18 protein-coding genes, 1 pseudogene and 1 riboswitch are annotated in these 14,709 nt (G+C 64.7%); of the genes and pseudogenes, 14 read left to right on the plus strand and 5 right to left on the minus strand.

Going from position 1 to position 14,709, the window contains the following annotated elements:
* Window positions 1-148: 148 nt before the first annotated feature.
* A riboswitch (TPP riboswitch) is annotated at window positions 149-277 on the plus strand.
* From XI03_RS04945 to thiC, 5 genes are all read left to right on the plus strand, one after another.
* Complete coding sequence (locus XI03_RS04945; protein ID WP_271591497.1) at window positions 265-1,275, plus strand: FAD-dependent oxidoreductase; 1,011 nt, start codon at window positions 265-267, stop codon at window positions 1,273-1,275. Its footprint overlaps the riboswitch before it by 13 nt.
* A complete protein-coding gene (gene thiS / locus XI03_RS04950) occupies window positions 1,266-1,463 on the plus strand; it encodes a sulfur carrier protein ThiS (RefSeq protein ID WP_271591498.1) in 198 nt (65 codons plus the stop codon). Before XI03_RS04945 ends, thiS begins: the two co-directional genes overlap by 10 nt.
* A 171-nt stretch (window positions 1,464-1,634) precedes the next feature.
* The gene (locus tag XI03_RS04955; protein WP_028145579.1) at window positions 1,635-2,417 is read left to right on the plus strand and encodes a thiazole synthase; all 783 of its coding nucleotides are present in this window, start codon (window positions 1,635-1,637) and stop codon (window positions 2,415-2,417) included.
* The gene (locus tag XI03_RS04960) at window positions 2,404-3,012 is read left to right on the plus strand and encodes a thiamine phosphate synthase (RefSeq protein ID WP_271591499.1); all 609 of its coding nucleotides are present in this window, start codon (window positions 2,404-2,406) and stop codon (window positions 3,010-3,012) included. Before XI03_RS04955 ends, XI03_RS04960 begins: the two co-directional genes overlap by 14 nt.
* Window positions 3,013-3,212: 200 nt before the next feature.
* On the plus strand, window positions 3,213-5,111 hold the full coding sequence (gene thiC / locus XI03_RS04965; protein ID WP_271591500.1) for a phosphomethylpyrimidine synthase ThiC: 1,899 nt from the start codon (window positions 3,213-3,215) through the stop codon (window positions 5,109-5,111).
* 164 nt (window positions 5,112-5,275) lie between these two features.
* Here thiC and XI03_RS04970 read toward each other — a convergent pair whose 3' ends face one another.
* On the minus strand, window positions 5,276-5,725 hold the full coding sequence (locus XI03_RS04970; protein ID WP_271591501.1) for a hypothetical protein: 450 nt from the start codon (window positions 5,723-5,725) through the stop codon (window positions 5,276-5,278).
* Window positions 5,726-5,826: 101 nt separating this feature from the next.
* Here XI03_RS04970 and XI03_RS04975 point away from each other — a divergent pair.
* Together XI03_RS04975 and XI03_RS04980 are read left to right on the plus strand one after the other, a co-directional pair.
* Window positions 5,827-6,355: pseudogene (locus XI03_RS04975) on the plus strand (mismatch-specific DNA-glycosylase).
* Window positions 6,356-6,604: 249 nt separating this feature from the next.
* Entirely contained in the window at window positions 6,605-7,255 is a 651-nt protein-coding gene (locus XI03_RS04980; protein WP_271591502.1) for a glutathione S-transferase family protein, read from the plus strand.
* Between the two features lie 64 nt (window positions 7,256-7,319).
* Here XI03_RS04980 and XI03_RS04985 read toward each other — a convergent pair whose 3' ends face one another.
* Entirely contained in the window at window positions 7,320-8,846 is a 1,527-nt protein-coding gene (locus XI03_RS04985) for an outer membrane protein (protein WP_271591503.1), read from the minus strand.
* 211 nt (window positions 8,847-9,057) lie between these two features.
* Here XI03_RS04985 and XI03_RS04990 point away from each other — a divergent pair, with 211 nt between their 5' ends.
* On the plus strand, window positions 9,058-9,753 hold the full coding sequence (locus tag XI03_RS04990) for a glutathione S-transferase family protein (protein ID WP_271591504.1): 696 nt from the start codon (window positions 9,058-9,060) through the stop codon (window positions 9,751-9,753).
* Window positions 9,754-9,878: 125 nt separating this feature from the next.
* Here XI03_RS04990 and XI03_RS04995 read toward each other — a convergent pair whose 3' ends face one another.
* Entirely contained in the window at window positions 9,879-10,313 is a 435-nt protein-coding gene (locus XI03_RS04995) for a hypothetical protein (protein WP_028145586.1), read from the minus strand.
* Between the two features lie 487 nt (window positions 10,314-10,800).
* Here XI03_RS04995 and XI03_RS05000 point away from each other — a divergent pair, with 487 nt between their 5' ends.
* From XI03_RS05000 to XI03_RS05010, 3 genes are all read left to right on the plus strand, one after another.
* Window positions 10,801-11,184, plus strand: coding sequence for a RidA family protein (locus XI03_RS05000; protein WP_271591505.1), 384 nt, complete (start codon window positions 10,801-10,803; stop codon window positions 11,182-11,184).
* Between the two features lie 151 nt (window positions 11,185-11,335).
* A complete protein-coding gene (locus XI03_RS05005; protein ID WP_028145588.1) occupies window positions 11,336-11,596 on the plus strand; it encodes a hypothetical protein in 261 nt (86 codons plus the stop codon).
* A 233-nt stretch (window positions 11,597-11,829) separates the two neighbouring features.
* Window positions 11,830-12,081: a hypothetical protein gene (locus XI03_RS05010; protein ID WP_038947729.1), complete on the plus strand. Its 252-nt coding sequence runs from the start codon at window positions 11,830-11,832 to the stop codon at window positions 12,079-12,081.
* A 178-nt stretch (window positions 12,082-12,259) separates the two neighbouring features.
* Here XI03_RS05010 and XI03_RS05015 read toward each other — a convergent pair whose 3' ends face one another.
* Window positions 12,260-12,757 (minus strand): molecular chaperone DnaJ, encoded by a 498-nt coding sequence (locus tag XI03_RS05015; protein WP_028145590.1) that lies wholly within the window; start codon window positions 12,755-12,757, stop codon window positions 12,260-12,262.
* Between the two features lie 111 nt (window positions 12,758-12,868).
* Here XI03_RS05015 and XI03_RS05020 point away from each other — a divergent pair, with 111 nt between their 5' ends.
* On the plus strand, window positions 12,869-13,636 hold the full coding sequence (locus tag XI03_RS05020; RefSeq protein WP_271591506.1) for an SDR family NAD(P)-dependent oxidoreductase: 768 nt from the start codon (window positions 12,869-12,871) through the stop codon (window positions 13,634-13,636).
* A 287-nt stretch (window positions 13,637-13,923) separates the two neighbouring features.
* Window positions 13,924-14,172, plus strand: a complete 249-nt coding sequence (locus XI03_RS05025) for a helix-turn-helix domain-containing protein (protein ID WP_028145592.1) — start codon at window positions 13,924-13,926, stop codon at window positions 14,170-14,172.
* Here XI03_RS05025 and XI03_RS05030 read toward each other — a convergent pair.
* A complete protein-coding gene (locus XI03_RS05030; RefSeq protein WP_028145593.1) occupies window positions 14,169-14,411 on the minus strand; it encodes a hypothetical protein in 243 nt (80 codons plus the stop codon). The genes XI03_RS05025 and XI03_RS05030 overlap by 4 nt on opposite strands.
* A gap of 156 nt (window positions 14,412-14,567) precedes the next feature.
* Between XI03_RS05030 and XI03_RS05035 the strand changes: the two genes are divergently transcribed.
* Window positions 14,568-14,709, plus strand: a 142-nt coding sequence (locus tag XI03_RS05035; RefSeq protein ID WP_271591509.1) for a collagen-like triple helix repeat-containing protein, incomplete at its 3' end; no start/stop codon positions are given.

Raw genomic sequence — 14,709 nt, forward strand, 5'->3', positions numbered from 1 at the left:
GTTGCTGCGCAGAGCCGGGACCCCGCATCCCTGCATCAGCATGGGCCCCGGCTCAGCAGCGCACCACTGCGTGATGCGCTGCGTCCGGGGCACGGCTGCAGTTCCCGTCAACACGCGTTGACCACCCCGCCCCACTGTCCTACATTAGAGCCGTTCCGAGGGGTGCTCCGAGGAGGAGCTGAGATACCGCTAAATGGGCAATACCGCCCAGGACCGCGGTGACCCTTTGAACCTGATCCGGGTCATGCCGGCGAAGGGACAGGGATGTTGCAAACGACCAAGCGACAGGATTCACCGGTATCCATCATTGGCGCAGGCATCGCGGGTGCCTGGCAAGCCCTGCTGTTCGCGCAGGCCGGCCATGCCGTGACCTTGCACGAGCGCGGTGACGAGGCGATGACGGACGCCACCAGCCATTGGGCCGGCGGCATGCTCGCGCCCTATTGCGAGGCCGAGGTCGCCGAACCCATCATCAGCCGCCTGGGGCTGCGCTCGCTCGACCTCTGGCGGCGCGAGCTGCCCGATACGCCGTTCAACGGCTCGCTGGTCGTCGCCCATCCGCGCGAACGCAGCGACTTCGAGCGCTTTGCGCGCATGACCGAGGACCACCGCCGGGTCGATGCCTCAGGCCTCGCCGCGCTCGAGCCATCGCTGGAAGGCCGCTTCCGCGACGCGCTGTTCTTCCCGGCCGAGGGCCATGTCGAGCCGCGCCGCGTGCTGCCGCAGCTGCACGAGCGCATCCGCGCCGCCGGCGGCACCATCAAGTTCTCCAGCGACGTCGCAGCCGGAGATCTCGACGGCATCGTGATCGACTGCCGCGGCCTTGGCGCCCGCGACGAGCAGAGCGAGCTTCGCGGCGTCAAGGGCGAGATGATCCTGATCGAGACCAGCGAAGTGCAGCTTGCGCGCCCGGTGCGGCTGATGCATCCGCGCTGGCCGCTCTACGTGATCCCGCGCGAGGACAATCTGTTCATGCTGGGCGCGACCTCGATCGAGGCCGAGGACACCGGCGTCAGCGTCCGCTCCGCGCTGGAGCTTTTGGGCGCCGCCTACGCCGTGCACCCGGCGTTCGGCGAAGCCCGCATCGTCGAGTTCGGCTCCGGGCTTCGTCCCGCCTATCCCGACAATCTGCCGCGCATCGGCATTCGCGGCCGCAGGATCAGCGTCAACGGCCTCTATCGTCACGGCTTCCTGATCGCGCCGGCGCTCGCCGAGCTGACGCTTGCCTATGTCGAGCGCGGCCAGATCGACAACGAGGTGATGCAATGCGTTTGATCGTCAACGGCGAGCAGCGCGAGGTAACTTCGGGAAGCGTCGATGCGCTGCTCTCGGAGCTCGACTACGAGGGCACGCATTTCGCGATCGCGCTCAACTACGACGTCGTGCCGAAAAGCCGCTGGGCCAAGACGGCACTGAAGGCCGGCGACGAGATCGAGATCATCACGCCGCGGCAGGGAGGGTGAGGTGATGGTGGCACGCTCTATCCACTTGTCGTCCCCGCGAAGGCGGGGACCCATAACCCCAGGGAGCGGTTATCGCGCTCGGTCTCTCCCCGCGTGCCCCAGGAGAAATCACGCGGTATGGATCCCCGCCTTCGCGGGGATGACAACTGCATTTGAGGAGACACCGTCAACATGGTGACCTTCTACGGCAAGACTTTCGCCTCCCGCCTGCTGATCGGCAGCGCGCTCTACCCCTCGCCGGCGATCATGCAGGAAGCGATCCGCGCCTCCGGCTCGAACATCGTCACGGTGTCGCTGCGGCGCGAATCCGCCGGCGGCAAGACCGGGGACGCGTTCTGGAATCTGATCCGGGAGCTCGATGTCACGGTGCTGCCGAACACCGCGGGATGCCGCAGCGTGCGCGAGGCCGTGACCACGGCAAAGCTCGCCCGTGAATTGTTCGGCACGAGCTGGATCAAGCTCGAAGTCATCGCCGACAACGACACGCTGCAGCCCGATGTCGTCGGCCTGGTCGAAGCCGCCGGCATCCTGATCAAGGACGGCTTTGAAGTGTTCCCCTATTGCACCGAGGATCTCTCGGTCGCCAACCGCCTGGTCGATGCCGGCTGCAAGGTGGTGATGCCGTGGGCCGCTCCCATCGGCAGCGCCAAGGGCATCACCAATCGCGACGCGTTGAAGCTGCTGCGCGAGCGCCTGCCCGATATCACGCTGGTGGTCGACGCCGGCCTCGGCGCTCCCAGCCACGCGGCGCAGGCGCTCGAGCTCGGCTATGACGCCGTGCTGCTCAACACCGCAATTGCAAAAGCCGCCGATCCCGTCGCGATGGCAAAAGCCTTCCGCCTCGGCTGTGATGCCGGCCGCACCGCTTATGAAGCCGGGCTGATGAACGCCCGCGACTTCGCCTCCCCCTCCACCCCTGTCGTTGGGACTCCGTTCTGGCATGCCGTATCCTGATCGATTTTATCCCGTCGTCGACAGCCTCAAATGGGTCGAGCGGCTGACAAAGCTTGGCGTCGGCACCATCCAGCTGCGCGCCAAGGAGCTCAACGACGCCGACGCGCTGCAGATCGTCACCGACGCGCTGGCGATCACCAAGGACACGCAAGCCAAGCTAGTCGTGAACGACTATTGGCGCGCCGCCGTCGTCGCCGGCGCGAAGTACCTGCATCTCGGTCAGGAGGATCTGGCGGAAGCCGACCTAAAGTCCATCCGCGAGGCCGGCCTCTCGCTCGGCATCTCCACCCATGACGATGCCGAGCTTGAAACCGCACTCAAGGCAAAGCCCGACTACGTCGCGCTCGGCCCGATCTTCTTCACCACGCTCAAATCGATGCGTTTCGAGCCGCAGGGCATTCCGAAGATCACGGAGTGGAAGAAGCGCATCGGCACCATTCCGCTGGTCGCGATCGGCGGCATCAAGTTCGAGCAAGCCGCGGAGATCTTTGCCGCGGGCGCGGATTCCATCGCGGTGGTCAGCGACGTCACGCAAAACCCCGACCCGGACGCCCGCGTGCAGCAGTGGCTCGGCCTGTCCACGGAGGCTGCGTGATGCGCACGCTCTCTCCACACACTCCGCTGTCATCGCCCGGCTTGACCGGGCGATCCAGTACGCCGCGGCTCTTCCGTATCCCACGACAGTCTCTGGAATACTGGATCCCCGCCCCCCGTGCGCGATTGCGCACTAGGCGGGGATGACAGCTCTAATCGACGCTCGCGCAGCGAAACGAACGAATTAAACTGGAGGACCCCATGAACATCCGCTCCAACCCCGAAAAAACCATCCCCGCCGTCACCACTGGCCCCCTTCCCTCCTCGCGAAAGATCTTCGCCTCCCCCGACGCCGCGCCCGATTTGCGCGTGCCGCTGCGCGAGATCATCCTGTCCGAAGGCGCCGGCGAGCCGAACCTGCCGGTCTACGACACCTCCGGCCCCTACACCGATCCGAGCGTCACCATCGACGTCAACGCCGGCCTTGCCCGCAATCGCAAAGCCTGGGTGCTGGAGCGCGGCGGCGTCGAGGAATATCAGGGCCGGCAGATCAAGCCGGAGGACAACGGCAGCGTCTCCACCGACAACGCCGCGCGCGCCTTCTCGGCCTATCACCAGCCGCTGCGCGGCCTCGACGGCCACAAGATCACCCAGCTCGAATTCGCCCGCGCCGGCATCATCACCAAGGAGATGATCTACGTCGCCGCGCGCGAAAACCTCGGCCGCAAGCAGCAGCTCGAGCGCGCGGAAGCCGCCCTCGCCGACGGCGAAAGCTTCGGCGCCTCGGTGCCTGCCTTCATCACCCCCGAATTCGTGCGCGACGAGATCGCGCGCGGCCGCGCCATCATTCCCTCCAACATCAACCACTCCGAGCTCGAGCCGATGATCATCGGCCGCAACTTCCTGACCAAGATCAACGCCAATATCGGCAACTCGGCGGTGACGTCGTCGGTCGAGGAAGAGGTCGAGAAGATGGTGTGGGCGATCCGCTGGGGCGCCGACACCGTGATGGACCTCTCGACCGGCCGCAACATCCACACCACGCGTGAGTGGATCTTGCGCAACTCGCCGGTGCCGATCGGCACCGTTCCGATCTACCAGGCGCTGGAGAAGTGCAACGGCGATCCGGTGGCGCTCACCTGGGAGCTCTACAAGGACACGCTGATCGAGCAGTGCGAGCAGGGCGTCGACTATTTCACCATCCACGCCGGCGTGCGCCTGCAATACATCCACCTTACCGCCAACCGCGTCACCGGCATCGTCTCACGCGGCGGCTCGATCATGGCGAAGTGGTGCCTGGCGCATCACAAGGAGAGTTTCCTCTACACGCATTTCGACGAGATCTGCGACCTCATGCGCAAGTATGACGTCTCGTTCTCGCTCGGCGACGGATTGCGTCCGGGCTCGATCGCCGACGCCAACGACCGCGCCCAGTTTGCCGAACTCGAAACGCTCGGCGAACTGACAAAAATCGCGTGGAACAAGGGCTGCCAGGTCATGATCGAAGGTCCCGGCCACGTGCCGATGCACAAGATCAAGATCAACATGGACAAGCAGCTCAAGGAGTGCGGCGAAGCGCCGTTCTACACCCTTGGACCGCTGACCACCGACATCGCGCCGGGCTACGACCACATCACCTCAGGGATTGGCGCCGCCATGATCGGCTGGTTCGGCTGCGCCATGCTCTGCTACGTCACGCCGAAGGAGCATCTCGGCCTGCCCGATCGCAACGACGTCAAGACCGGCGTCATCACCTACAAGATCGCAGCTCACGCCTCCGATCTCGCCAAGGGCCACCCGGCGGCGCAACTCCGCGACGACGCCCTCTCCCGCGCGAGGTTCGACTTCCGCTGGAGCGACCAGTTCAACCTCGGCCTCGATCCTGACACCGCCAAGAACTTCCACGACGAGACCCTGCCGAAGGAAGCCCACAAGGTCGCCCATTTCTGCTCGATGTGCGGGCCAAAGTTCTGCTCGATGAAGATCACGCAGGACGTGCGGGACTATGCGGCGACGCTGAATGATCCGAACTCGGTGGGCATGTCGATGGCCGGCACCGCCGAAGACGGCATGGCCAAGATGAGCGCGAAGTTCAAGGAGATGGGCAGCAGCGTTTATCTGGATGCGGAGAAGGTGAAGGAGAGTAATCGGGTGCTGTGAGGGAAAGCCGCCACGCTCCCATAATTTCGCTGGAAGCCGATCCGGTAATCCGCGGACGCGTAGAGGCCGGGCGAAAGCCTGGCCTCTTTCATTTGGCACAGAACGATCCAACGGCGCACTGGAGAGCAAGGGTCCGGTATCAGAGTGAGAGAGTTTGAGACTCGTTAGATGCGTCGATCTTGGTACTCTTGCTCCGTGAGACCCTCCAACTCTAGATCCCCGATTTGAAATGACCAACTCGTCCTCTGCTTAATCGGGTCGTTTTGGCGCCCCCCGAGAAACCACCAGGATCTGAATTCCGGATTATCGTAGATCGACAGAACGTCTCCATTTTCAAACACCAAATCGAGCTGGTCCTTGCTGACAATTCGCGCCTCGGCAACTTTAATCCGCAGAATGCGATCGACATTCAGAGATTTTTGAGTGCCGTAGATATCGTAAGAGAAATCGACTGCGCCATCGGAGGACTTGAATGAGAGACGGTCCGCCACATTCAGCAAAGCATGCTCATTCTCGAACCAAAACATAATATGATACTTGTCGATCGTCACTTGATAGAGCTCCCATCCAATGATGGGGCTAAAATCAAGGTGTTGGGTGAAACCAATCGCCATCTCAAATTTACCGCTAGCAAGCTTAGCTCGGATAAGAGTAGCGACATCCGAGGTCGTTGTCGTCCCGCATATCTCTTCCCTCATGCGAGCTACAGCCGCGGATGTCTGACGTGTCGAACGCACCCCCCCACCGCCTCCCCGACCAACTCCGTCCCAACCTCCGTCTCGTCTTCGTCGGCACCGCCGCCTCGACGCGCTCGGCCGCGGTCGGGCACTACTACGCCCACCCCGGCAACCGCTTCTGGCGCGCGATCCATGAGGCCGGGATCACGCCGCGGCGGTATCAGCCGAGCGAGTTCGCATCGCTGATCGCGCTCGGGATCGGCTTCACCGATCTCTCCAAGTCGCGCGCCGGGATGGATCACCAGATCGCGGCTGAGACGATCGACGTATCGGGCTTCAGGGCGAAGATGGACAAGTATCGGCCGCGGACGATTGCGTTCACGAGCAAGAAGGCGGCGATTGTTTTATGGCAGGCCGTCGAGCGGGATTGCGCTGGGGCGGCAGCTGTCGGATGCAAGCTGGCCGGAGATTTTTGTGCTGCCCTCGCCGTCCGGTGCTGCGTCGGGGAGTTGGACTCTGGAGCCGTGGCGCGAGTTGGCGGTGTGGATTGGTCGTGAGGTGAGCTGACAACGGCGCGTCACACTCCGCCGTCGTCCCGGCGAACGCCGGGACCCATAACCACAGGGAGGGGTTTGGCGAAGACTGTTCGTTCGGGAAGGGGACCAACCGCAACAGATAAATCACGCGGTATGGGTCCCGGCGTTCGCCGGGACGACACCGTTTGTTTGGCTACACGCGGGAGAAGGAACGAACCGTTGTCGGAATCCGCGCTGCCCGTTCGTCCTCGAACCAAACGCGCGCCACATGGAGCCACTTATGCCCCCCACCATCACTGCCTTCGAAAGCTCCCCCGACCGCGGCCGGGGCCAAGCGCGCGACATGCGGGTTCGCTGGGCGTTCGAGGAGGTCGGGCAGCCCTATGACGTTCGGCTCCTCTCGTTCGCCGCGATGAAGGCGCCGGCGCATCGCGCGCGGCATCCGTTCGGGCAGATCCCGACTTATGAGGATGGCGACCTCACTCTGTTCGAGTCGGGCGCGATCGTGCTGCATATCGCCGAGCGCCATGCCGGCCTGCTGCCGAAGGACGCCAATGCCCGCGCCCGCGCGATCGCGTGGATGTTCGCCGCGCTGAGCACGGTGGAGCCGCCGATCGTCGAGCTCGGCATGGCCATGCTGTTCGAGCGCGACAGGAGCTGGTACGCGGAGCGGCTGCCTATGCTCGAGGAGCGCGTCCGTACCAAGCTCGGCGAACTGTCCCGCCACATCAGTGGTGCCGACTGGCTCGATGGCGCCTTCAGCGCCGGCGATCTCATGATGGTGACGGTGCTGCGGCGGCTAAACACATCCGGCCTGCTGGACGAATATCCTGACATCGCCGCCTATGTCGCGCGCGGTGAAGCGCGGCCGGCGTTCCGGCGCGCGTTCGACGCGCAGCTGGCGGTGTTCAAGGCTGCATCACAGTCGTAGGGTGGATTAGCCCCGGGCTGCGCGAATGTACCTCGGCATAATCCTGCGACCGTCTCGCGCCGCCTCACTGAAACCGATACGTCATGGCGAACGTCGCCAGATGCGCCCGCATCGCGACGTCGTAGGTGTTGACGGACGGATCAAACTCGGCCCGGCCGCTCGACCGTGCGACGGTGAAGCCGGACTTGCCGTAATCGGCATAGCGGTATTCGGCGCGCGCGAGCCAGTTGCCCCACACGACTGTCTCCAGGCCGCCACCGAGCGTCCAGCCCATCTTCGTGGTCGACGAATTGATGATCGGCGACGACAGCGCGAAGAAGCCGCTGCAATTGCGGCTGGTGCAGGTCGAGGTCAATTCGAAGTTCTGCCACGCCGCGCCGGCGGTGGCATAGAGCATGGTGTGGGGGTTGACGAGATAGCCGGCGCGCGCGCGCAAGGATGCGTCCCAGCGGCTGCGGATCGAAAGGCTCTCGCCGCGCGCCTGGGAGTCGGCGAGATGGACGCTGGTAAAACCTTCGCGCACGGTGGTGCGGTCGGCAAAACCAAAATCGCCCTCCACGCCGGCGGTCCATTGCGAGGCGAGCTGCCAGAGATAACCGGCATAAGGGCTGGCGCGGAACGCGGTGTTGTCCATCGGCCGGTTGTTGGCGCGCTCTGCGAGGTCGAACGCAAAGCCGCCGATCGTCTCCGATGTAGCGGTCAGGTCGGTGCGCGTGGCGCGCGCACCGAGACCAAGGCCGAGATACGCACCGGTCCAGGACGGCAGCATGGCGGCCTGCGCTTGCAGCGGATGCGAACCGGCGCCGGTGACGGGAGCACCGAACTTGTAGGCGAGGCCGACGCTCGCCGTGTGGGTCCGCAGCCTGGTGTCGAAATTGTCGACCGTCAGCGCGGGCCCCGCGCCGCTTCTGGTGCGTGCCATGGTGAACGGCGTGGTGCCGAAATCGGCGTAGCGATAGTCGGCGCGCAGCAGCCAGTTGCCCCACAGCGCGGTCTCGAGGCCGCCCCCGAGCGTCCACCCGGTTCTGGTGGCGGAGTTCGACACCACGGCAGGCAGCGCATTGTTGCAGGTGGCGCCAACACAGACCGAGGTGACGTCGAATTGCTGCCAGGCAAGTCCGCCCGTCACATAAGCCATTGTCGCGGGCGTCAGGAGATAGCCGGCGCGGCCGCGCAGGCTCGCATCCCAGCCGGCCGTGAGCGCAAGGCTGTCGACGAGGAAGGTGGACGAGCCGGCCCGCGGCGAGGCGCGAAACCCCTGGAGGATGGTGGTCTGGCGACCAAAACCCACATCGCCTTCGACGCCAAGGACCCAGCTCGGCGCCACCTGCCAATTGAATCCGGCATAAGGATTGACGCGAAGGCCCGGGCCGTCGAACGGCTGACTGACGACGGCATCGCTGATGTCACGGGGAACACCGTCCAACAGCACCGATGTGGTGGTGAGGTCGGCGGCCGTCGATCGAAAGCCGAGGCCGAGGCCGGCATAGAAGCCGGTCCACGACGAGACCGCGACGGGCGGCGCCTTGGTGAGCGGCTTTGCCGCGAGGTCCGCAGCCTGTGCCGGTGCTGCCAAGGCCAGCACGACCATAAGCGCGCCGCCGCAAGACAATGCCGGCATATTTCGGCGGGTCGGTGAACATCGCATGTCGGGGCCCTGGCGCAAGAACTCGAGGCCGAATCCGTACCCCGAACGGGGGACACTTCGCGTCCTTCGATCGAACGACACCGCCCACACGGCGCCGGACTGTTGCAAGCGTGTCACTGCAGCGATACGACTCCGGGTGGAAGGGAGCCCGCCCATGCTGACCCTCTATTCCTACCCGCAACTGTTCGGCGTCGCCGACAACAACGGCTACGGCCTCAAGGTCTACGCCTTCCTCAAGCTCGCGGGCTTGGAGTTCGTGCACGAGCACATCTTCGACGCCTCGGCCGCACCGCGCGGGCAGCTGCCCTACATCGTCGACGACGGTGAGGCCATCGGCGACAGCGAGACCATCATCGCGCATGCGATCGCGAAATATAGCCTGACGATCGATGCCGCGCTCTCGAGCGAGCAGCGGCGTGCCAATCTCCTCGTCACGCGCATGCTCGACGATCTCTATTGGGTGATGTCGTATTCGCGCTGGAAGGACGAGCGCTATTATCCGGCGTTCCGCGACGGCTTCATCGCGCAACATCCGCAAGTGAGTGCGGAAGGATTCGAGAAGGCGAAGGCGTATAATGCGCAGCGCTATCATTACCAGGGCATCGGCCGCTACACGCCGGAGCAGGCTTACGCGCGCGGGCTCGCCGATTTGCAGGTGCTGGCCGAGATCGTGCCCGCCGCGGGCTTCGTGCACGGCGCGGCGCCAACGAGCGTCGATGCCGGCATCTACGGCTTCGTCGCGAACATCTATTATTTTCCGATCCCGACGCCGCTGAAGGCGTTCGTCGATGCGCAGAAGAATCTCGTCGCGCATTGCGAGCGGATTCATGCGGCGATCGGAAAATCGTAGGGTGGGTTACGCGCAGCGGCTGCGCGAAGCGCGGGCCGATGCGCGTAACCCACCTCTTCTCCTTCCGCGGTGAGAAGTGGTGGGTTACGCCAAGGGTCTAACCCACCCTACGGCGGCACCCTGCTCTACCGCATCGTGATCGCGAGGCCGCTGAGATCCGCATTCGCCATCAATCCCACCTGGGTGCCGGTCAATTCCAGCACGGCGCCCTTCTGGTTGGTGAGCACGATGGCGCGGGCGCCGCGGCCGACGGCAAGGCCGGCACCGGCGGCGCCGTAAACGCCGGCGACATCGGAGGGACGATTGATGTTGGAGACGCGGCCGCGCAGCACCGTCTTGGAACCGCCGAAGACGAGACCGTAGTCGAGCCCGCCGGTGGACAGCCCATAGGAGCGGCCGCGGAAGTTGAGCACGCCGGAACCGCCGGAGCCGCCGATGATCCAGCCCGCCTTGTAGATCGTCAGCACCACGGTGCCGCCGTCGGCCATCGCCGAGGTCGAGAGCCCGGCCAGGGCGGCAATGGCGACCAGCGCGGCGCGGAAGGTGGATGCGATCTTCATGGATATCTCCGGGGGCTATTTTTCAAGGAGGGATTCGAATCAGACGCAGCGAATCTATCCGATGGATCGCGGCGGCAAAATGATGGGGCTGCCATGAGACGCAAGGCGCGGCGTCGCACTCAACCGTCATCGCCCGGTCCAAACATCCAACCGGGCGATCCAGTATTCCAGAGGCGGCGGTGACTGCGCCGAGAGGCCGCGGCGCAATGGATGCCCCGGTCAAGCCGGGGCCTGACGGCGGAGGTTCGGGCACAAAGTCGCGCATCGCCATCATCCCATTCCGCCCCTGTCTTGCCCGACCGAGCAACTTGGAGGTTTAGCCTTTACCGAATTGTAAAAACTCAATGATCTCCACATGATCTCTACTGTGCATGGGGTTGTTTTCGCGTTTTTGTTCTTGCCGGTCTCCGCAACCCGATTGCAAGTCTCCCGCATGTCGCTACGCTCATGCGGGCTACGCGCCCGTTCCTGCATTCGAGGTGATGCCATGCCGATCCAGCATTTCGCGCCCCCGCCGCACGTGAAGGCGCCGCCGCTGTCCTTTGCGACGCGCGTCGGTGATCTCCTGTTCGTCTCCGGCATTCCCGGCTTCGATGCCAATGGTGCGCTGCCCGACGGTTTCGAGGCGCAGTTCGCCAATGTCGTCGTCAACATCAAGCGCGTGCTGGACGAGGCCGGCGCCGGTGTCCGCGACCTCGTCAAGGTCAACGTCCTCTTGACCCGCGCCTCCGACGTTGCCGCCATGAATGCGCTCTATGCCGGCGCCTTCGGCCCGCCGCCCTATCCGGCGCGCACCACCTGCGTGGTTCACGCCCTGCCCGACCCGAGGATGCTGATCGAGATCGAGGCGGTGGCGTCGCTGGCGAAGTGAGCCACTGAGCGTGTGGCTTGCCGGGCACGCGGCCGAACCAAATGCTTGGGGAACAGCTGACATGTCCGTGAACGGCAGCTCCCCGGCTTGCAAAGGACCTGCTTTTACCGCACGAATTTTTGCGTCCCACTTCCCCACAAGGAGATATTTCATGCGTCGCGTTCTCGCCCTCTGTGCCGTTGCCGGCATCGCCACCTCCGTGTTCGCCGTGCCGGCCTCGGCGGCGGTCGGCTATTACGTGATCCGCTGGGACAACACCGGCATCTGCCAGGTCTGGAACGAGGACCTGAAGTACAAGCCGTTCCAATGGGGCGTGTCGACCTACAAGGTCGTCAGCAAGCCGCTCCCGACCTTCCAGGCCGCTTCCGACGTCCAGATCAAGATGCGCGCCGAGCGCCGCTGCACGCTCTGAGCTTTTGCAACGGACCGGATTTGGAGGGCGGGTCGCGCGAGCGATCCGCCTTCTTCTTTTGCGGGACCGCGCGTTTTCCGGCCGAAATCAGCCATGTCCCGCCCGCGCGCTTTGAACCTGACCGGCCTGCGGAACTACTCACATCTTGTCCGGGGCGCATCCCCAGCGTCCGGCACCCAGCCCTCCCCGCATTGCCGGGAGGCGCATCACATCATTCATTTGAGGAGCTGATCATGCGTCGTATTTCCGTGCTGTGCGCTGCCGCCGGTCTTGCCGTCACCGCCTTCGTCGCGGCGAGCCCAGCGGAAGCCAGCTATCACCTGATCCGCTGGCAGGACACCGGCCTCTGCCAGATCTGGGACGAGAGCATCCCGACCACGCCGTGGCCGGCCGGCTATCATCGCGCCAGCGCAACCGTGCCGACGTTCATCGACGCACTCGCCGTGAAGGACGCCGCGCTGAAGAACGGCCAGTGCACCTGGTAAGATTTCGATCGGCGGACGAAGAGCGGGCAAGGACGCGGGCATGCGTTCTTGCCCGTTTCTCTTCGAGATGTCGCAGGGTGGGCAAAGCGCAAGCGTGCCCACCGTTTCCATCTATCACGAAGATGGTGGGCACGGCGCTTGGCGCCTTTGCCCACCCTACGAGATATCGTCGAGCACCTCACGCGTCCTTGTGCGCGCCGGGATGGATCAGGACGTCGCGCGCGGCGGCGAGGTCGATGAAGGCTTGCGTGCTGCCGCCGTGGTCGGGATGCATGCCCTTGGCGGCGCGGCGATAGGCCTGGTTGATGTCCTCGCAGGTGAGCTGCACCGCGAGCGGCAGGCCGAGCATCTTGCGGGCACGATCCTCGCTGGACAGCTGTTTCGGCGTGGCGTTGCGCCGGCCGAAGCGCGGCGCGGTCAGATCATGAACGACTTCGAGAACGACGCCGATGCGGCGCTGGGCCGCCAGCGTGACGCCGTGATCGTCATTCTCGACCGCCTGGCGCAGCACCGGAAGCGCCTGCTCGGCGGCCTGGCGCAGCGTGGCATCGACGCTCGTCCGCGCGATCTCGGCCACGAGCCGGCCCGCCTCGGCCCAATCGGCCGATTGCGCCGACCGCAGGCGTTCAAGGGCGAGTTTCCAGGAGTCGAGCCGTGTGTCGAGCCGTTCCATCATGCGCGCAACGTTTAGCAATGAAGATCAGTATGCCAAGGCTGCCGTTTCCGTCCCCTTAATTTCGAGTTAGCGTTTCGTGAAACTTCGAAACGAAATCGGGAGAAAAATGTCATGGCATTGCTCGCAAACCACATCGCCGTCATCACCGGCGCCGGCTCCGGCATCGGCCGGGCCATCGCGGCCGGCTACGCTCGCGAGGGCGCGCAAGTGGTGCTGCTCGACGTCAATGCCGACACGGTCGCGGAGGCCGCCCAGGAGATCCGCAAAGCGGGCGGCAGGGCCGAGAGTTTTGCGCTCGACGTGACCCGGCGCGAGGACTGTTTTGCGCTCGCCAAGCAGATCGCCGACAAGGTCGGGCAGGTCTCGATCCTCGTCAACAATGCCGGCATTACTCGCCGCAACGCCTTCACCGCGGAGACCGAGACGGTGGCGAAGGACTGGAACGACATCATCTCGCTCAACCTCAACGGCGTCTTCAACATGACGCAGGCCTTCCTCGCACCCTTGCGCGCGAGCAAAGGCCGCATCGTCAATATCGGCTCGATCCAGTCCTTCGTGCATCTGCGCACGCCGAGCTCGGCTGCCTACACGACCTCGAAACACGGCGTGCTCGGCTTCACCAAGGCGCTCGCGGTCGAGCTCGGCAAGGAAGGCGTGCGCGTCAACGCGATCGGGCCGGGCTTCATCGAGACCAACATCAACGCCAATGTGCGCGCGACCAATCCGGCGCTGGTGCAGGCCTTCGTCGACCACACCCCGCTGGCGCGCACCGGCAAACCCGAGGATATCGTCGGGCCCGCGATCTTCCTCGCGTCGGATCTGTCGGCCTATGTCACGGGAACGATCGTGATGGTGGACGGCGGCTACCGGACGGTGTGAGGCGCGACTCACTACCCCCGCGCACGGGATTCATCGTCCGCCTTGTAGGCAATTGCGCCACTGGACCGGACGATGACACCGCATGCGTGGAAGAGATAGTCCCGCATCACGATGCATCTGGCGCCAATCGCGGCGGCTTAGCGGCATTCCTGGGGTCAATTGGTGCGTTCGTTCGCGATTAACCTTTCATTAACCAAACCCGCCCACCGTACATCTACGGCTTGGGGGTCGTTGGTTCTCGATCCGCTTCCAAAGATGGCAGCGGGCGTTGATCGGGAGGTGTGTTGATGACCACTGTTCATGTCGCTGCGTCCGAGTCGGGCGCGCAATTCCTTGCTCCCAACCAGATCGTTCCGCTTCTGATCGGCGCCACCGTCGACGAAGTCGAGCGCGAGCTCGTGCTTCAGACGCTTGCGCGCTGCGACGGCAACCGCACCCGCGCATCGCGCGTGCTCGGCCTGTCGGTGCGCACGCTGCGCAACAAGATCAGGATCTACGCGGCGTCCGGCATCGACGTGCCCGCCTATCAGGATTAGCGTCCGAGGACGCGCCGCTGAATCAATCCGCCGATGATGACCGCAAGCGCGATCATCACGACCGAGGCTGCGATCATCTCGATCGCGCGGAGGAAGAAGGCCGTCATGACAGCCCATGACGGCTGCGGCTCCTCGGCGAACGCGACCGGCACGACGTCGGGTACCAGTTGGTGCGCGAGGCCAAGCGCTGCTGCAAGGACGGCAGCGAACAGCCAAAGGATCTTCCACGCTGCGCGCATCGGTCGCTCCTCGCAAGAGATGTGGCCGTGCGATCGATGACACAGCAGCGCGTGCCGCCGATTGATGTTGATCAAGCGTGGTGAGCTGTCCCGGCGGAATTGCTGCTGTCGTCAAACGCCGCTAAGTAGCTTGCTTCCGGTCAAGGGAGCAGCGGCGTGGCAGACGAACAGAAACGGCAGGGATCTCAAGGGCCGCGCGGACGGCAGGGCGAGCCGGGACGGCCGGGACCGCAGGGTCATCCGGGCCGGCGCGGTCCCGACGGCGCGCGCGGCAAGCCGGGTCCGCAAGGCAAGCCGG

This window comes from Bradyrhizobium sp. CCBAU 65884 (genome assembly GCF_028128835.1).
GTDB classification, from domain to species: Bacteria; Pseudomonadota; Alphaproteobacteria; order Rhizobiales; family Xanthobacteraceae; genus Bradyrhizobium; species Bradyrhizobium ottawaense.

Excerpts from the sequence above, each read along its gene's own strand:
- XI03_RS04945 (WP_271591497.1), top strand. The coding sequence starts at position 265 with ATGTTGCAAACGACCAAGCGACAGGATTCACCGGTATCCATCATTGGC.
- thiS (WP_271591498.1), top strand. The coding sequence starts at position 1,266 with ATGCGTTTGATCGTCAACGGCGAGCAGCGCGAGGTAACTTCGGGAAGC.
- XI03_RS04955 (WP_028145579.1), top strand. The coding sequence starts at position 1,635 with ATGGTGACCTTCTACGGCAAGACTTTCGCCTCCCGCCTGCTGATCGGC.
- XI03_RS04960 (WP_271591499.1), top strand. The coding sequence starts at position 2,404 with ATGCCGTATCCTGATCGATTTTATCCCGTCGTCGACAGCCTCAAATGG.
- thiC (WP_271591500.1), top strand. The coding sequence starts at position 3,213 with ATGAACATCCGCTCCAACCCCGAAAAAACCATCCCCGCCGTCACCACT.
- XI03_RS04970 (WP_271591501.1), bottom strand. The coding sequence starts at position 5,725 with ATGGCGATTGGTTTCACCCAACACCTTGATTTTAGCCCCATCATTGGA.
- XI03_RS04980 (WP_271591502.1), top strand. The coding sequence starts at position 6,605 with ATGCCCCCCACCATCACTGCCTTCGAAAGCTCCCCCGACCGCGGCCGG.
- XI03_RS04985 (WP_271591503.1), bottom strand. The coding sequence starts at position 8,846 with ATGGTCGTGCTGGCCTTGGCAGCACCGGCACAGGCTGCGGACCTCGCG.
- XI03_RS04990 (WP_271591504.1), top strand. The coding sequence starts at position 9,058 with ATGCTGACCCTCTATTCCTACCCGCAACTGTTCGGCGTCGCCGACAAC.
- XI03_RS04995 (WP_028145586.1), bottom strand. The coding sequence starts at position 10,313 with ATGAAGATCGCATCCACCTTCCGCGCCGCGCTGGTCGCCATTGCCGCC.
- XI03_RS05000 (WP_271591505.1), top strand. The coding sequence starts at position 10,801 with ATGCCGATCCAGCATTTCGCGCCCCCGCCGCACGTGAAGGCGCCGCCG.
- XI03_RS05005 (WP_028145588.1), top strand. The coding sequence starts at position 11,336 with ATGCGTCGCGTTCTCGCCCTCTGTGCCGTTGCCGGCATCGCCACCTCC.
- XI03_RS05010 (WP_038947729.1), top strand. The coding sequence starts at position 11,830 with ATGCGTCGTATTTCCGTGCTGTGCGCTGCCGCCGGTCTTGCCGTCACC.
- XI03_RS05015 (WP_028145590.1), bottom strand. The coding sequence starts at position 12,757 with ATGATGGAACGGCTCGACACACGGCTCGACTCCTGGAAACTCGCCCTT.
- XI03_RS05020 (WP_271591506.1), top strand. The coding sequence starts at position 12,869 with ATGGCATTGCTCGCAAACCACATCGCCGTCATCACCGGCGCCGGCTCC.
- XI03_RS05025 (WP_028145592.1), top strand. The coding sequence starts at position 13,924 with ATGACCACTGTTCATGTCGCTGCGTCCGAGTCGGGCGCGCAATTCCTT.
- XI03_RS05030 (WP_028145593.1), bottom strand. The coding sequence starts at position 14,411 with ATGCGCGCAGCGTGGAAGATCCTTTGGCTGTTCGCTGCCGTCCTTGCA.